At 31.6% G+C, this 3,511-nt stretch carries 3 protein-coding genes and 1 rRNA gene; all 4 read right to left on the bottom strand.

Features of this window, described 5'->3' with window-relative positions:
* Positions 1-129: ribosomal RNA gene (locus CLCHR_RS23985) — 16S ribosomal RNA — on the bottom strand; the annotation flags it as partial.
* A gap of 605 nt (positions 130-734) precedes the next feature.
* A complete protein-coding gene (gene pdxT, locus CLCHR_RS23980; protein ID WP_079442450.1) occupies positions 735-1,313 on the bottom strand; it encodes a pyridoxal 5'-phosphate synthase glutaminase subunit PdxT in 579 nt (192 codons plus the stop codon).
* Position 1,314: 1 nt separating this feature from the next.
* Positions 1,315-2,184, bottom strand: coding sequence for a pyridoxal 5'-phosphate synthase lyase subunit PdxS (pdxS, locus tag CLCHR_RS23975; RefSeq protein WP_079442449.1), 870 nt, complete (start codon positions 2,182-2,184; stop codon positions 1,315-1,317).
* 124 nt (positions 2,185-2,308) lie between these two features.
* Positions 2,309-3,277: a TRM11 family SAM-dependent methyltransferase gene (locus CLCHR_RS23970; RefSeq protein ID WP_423236650.1), complete on the bottom strand. Its 969-nt coding sequence runs from the start codon at positions 3,275-3,277 to the stop codon at positions 2,309-2,311.
* Positions 3,278-3,511 lie beyond the last annotated feature (234 nt).

The raw sequence follows: 3,511 nt of genomic DNA, 5'->3' as shown, positions 1-3,511 counted from the left end.
GGCAGGTTACCCACGTGTTACTCACCCGTCCGCCGCTAATCCGTTCCCGAAGAAACTTCATCGCTCGACTTGCATGTGTTAAGCACGCCGCCAGCGTTCGTCCTGAGCCAGGATCAAACTCTCAATAAAAAGTTTAATCTTAGCTTACTCAAATAAAGAATTGCTGGTTTACTTAAATGTTTTTTATATATTCTGTTCAATTTTCAAAGACCAATTTTTCTTTCTTACAACTACTGTTGTAATCTTTTGTTGTTTGCTGTCGTTTCTGACAACTTATTCAGTATAGCATCGCATTCAAAACTTGTCAACAACTTTTTTAAAAACTTTTTGAACTTCATTTTCAGTTATTCTTTCAGTTTTAAGTTGTTTTGCTTGTGTCTTTCAGCGACGTGTTTTATCTTACCATATGCGCTTCTACTGATTTTCACTAAAATCATCATATACTCAGCTTATATTGTTAATTCCATATTATTCTCTGTTTTTCTACATTATTCTATTATTGATACACTAGGCTTAGTTAACTATCATTATTAACACTATTAACCCATAAAACTGCTTTATATCTTATATCCACTTCTAGAGTCCAAACATTTGCTATGATAAATGTACTCATATATTTAGTAGTTTTCTATCTAATCAGATAGAAAACTACTAAAAAAGCATGCAAAAAGATTTTATTATCTGTTAATGAATTCTTAGTAGTTTCTTCTTATATGCTATGGCTTACTTTCACATTACTTATTCTTCATCCAATTACCTTTCAAAAAATAATTCAAAAATCTTAAATCATCTGTCAATTCAGGATGAAAAGATGTTGCCATAATATTGTCCTGCTTAGCTGCTACTATTTTATCATCCAATTTACATAAAATTTTTGCATTTCCTTTTATTTCACTTATATACGGCGCTCTTATAAAAACTAGCTCCAGTTTCTCTTCTGAAATTTCATTTACTATTCTATGTGTTCTAAAGCTATCTTTCTGTGTTCCAAATGCATTTCTTCTAACTTTAATATTCATAAGTTCAAGATATTTCGATTCTTCATCCTCGATTTCATTTGCTAATAATATCATTCCTGCACATGTTCCCCATGTAGGCAGTCCTTTCCTTATCTTTTCCTTTAGTGGCTCGATAAGCTTCGTTACTCTTAAAAGTCTGCCTATGGTTGTACTCTCTCCCCCTGGCAATATTATTGCATCAATAATACCTAAATCTTTTTCCCTTTTTACTTCAACACCAATATGTCCTAGTCTTTTTATTTGGTTTAAATGTTCAATTACACCACCTTGAAACGATAAAACCCCAACATTCATATTACCAACCTCTTTCAGCGAATTGGGTTTGAATCTCTTGTGCTGAAATTCCACTCATTGCTCCACCTAAATCAGTAGAAACCTCTGCTAATTTTTCCGGGTCATTATAATAAGTAGTAGCAAGAACTATTGCTCTTGCTCTCTTTTCCGGATTGTCAGACTTAAAGATACCCGAACCTACAAACACTCCTTCACTTCCTAGTTGCATCATAAGTGCTGCATCCGCAGGGCTTGCAATTCCACCTGCCGCGAAATTAACAACTGGCAGCTTCCCATTTTCCCAAACATATTTAACTAAATCATATGGTGCACTATAAGTCTTAGCCAAAGTCATTAATTCTTCCTTTGATGCACTTTGTATTTTTTTTATTTCTTCATTCATAGTTCTCATATGCTTAACTGCTTGCACCACATCTCCGGTTCCTGCTTCTCCTTTAGTTCTTATCATTGATGCACCTTCGCCAATTCTTCTTAGTGCCTCACCTATATTAGTTGCACCACAAACAAACGGAACTTTAAACTCTTCTTTATTTATATGATATTTATCATCAGCTGGTGTAAGTACTTCACTTTCATCAATAAAATCTATATTTAGTGCTTCTAGAATTTGAGCTTCTACAAAATGTCCTATCCTGACTTTAGCCATAACTGGGATTGATACGGCCTCTTGAATTTCTCTTATCATCTTTGGATCTGACATTCTTGCTACTCCGCCTTCCTTTCTTATATCAGAAGGAACTCTTTCAAGAGCCATTACAGCACACGCCCCAGCATTTTCTGCAATGATTGCTTCTTCCTTATTTGTAACATCCATGATTACCCCACCCTTTAACATTTGAGCAAGATTCTTATTTACTAATTTTCTCTCCATTGTATAACTCCCCCTCTTTTTAATTACCTAATTATAATAAAATATGTATGGATACAATGCAAATGTACCCATACATATTAGCTAATCATTAAAAGATTTATTAATTATACAATTTTAGTTTTTGCTATTCACAAATGCTTATATATCTCTTAAACCTGCCTTTTAAAACAAATGATCTATCAATGATATTAAAACCTGCATTTATAATATTCTCATCCATATCTTCAAAAGTAACTATAACTAATCTTTTACTGATCCTGCGAGCAGTTTTAATAAGAGATGTTTGTTCCTCAATTGTTGTTGGCGTAAATAATCCATATGGCAAATCTATAATAGCAATATCATATTTGTCTTCTATATTATTCATATCTTCATTAGTTATAACATTTTTATATCCAAAGAATTCTAAGTTCTTTCGAGCATTTTCCGCAATGCTCTTATTGATTTCATATCCTAACACATTAACTCCCATTGACATAGCTTCAATAACAACTGTACCTATCCCACAACAAGGATCAACTAGTTTACAACTCAAATCATTTTTTACTGCTATATTTACTAATGCTCTAGCCACTCTTAAACTTAAAGAGTTTGAATATGAATAAGGCTTCTTATCATGAATATGCCACTCGTAGTCATTTCTCTCATACTCTCCTAGTATCCATCTTCCATTAACCTTCGTAATCCCAATTATAATTTGGGGATTATGCATTTGAGGTTCACCTGTTATAACAAATCCAACTTTACTTATACTTCTTAATCTTTCCTCGTAACCTATATCCCCGCTTTCAATTTTTATATAACATACCTTAAAATCATTGTAAGCCAATCTATCCCTTGTAATACTTCTAAGAATATCTTCTAATGAATTTTCTTCATATATTATTGATATCATTTCTTTTATAAAAGGACTTCTTGAAGCACTTATATATGTATTCGAAAATAAAAACTTTTCATCCGGAGTTTGGTTAAAAAGACTTCTCATCTCCATCTTGCATAAATCTTCTTCAAATACTGGGTAATTAATAGCATAAAAATATCTTCTTTTAATATTACTATTTTGGCTATGCTTATTTTCTATTTCTTTTCTAATCAACTATCTTCAACCTCTTTACTTTAATATAATTATTTAAACTTTCTAGTAATAATACAAATTATTAATGAGATCTGCTCATATCGCATTAATTCAATATTATCACAATGTAGCTATACAATTACTATTTATAATTTTATTATATATTTTTCTATTTACTACACATTTTTTAAATAATGTATCTTTTTAGGTCACCTTATGTATTGTGATACTGTTTTCAGTCTATATTTATTA

Origin of the sequence: Clostridium chromiireducens, assembly GCF_002029255.1 — a bacterium.
GTDB classification, from domain to species: Bacteria; Bacillota; Clostridia; order Clostridiales; family Clostridiaceae; genus Clostridium; species Clostridium chromiireducens.
This window is presented reverse-complemented; position numbering and strand designations above follow the sequence as displayed.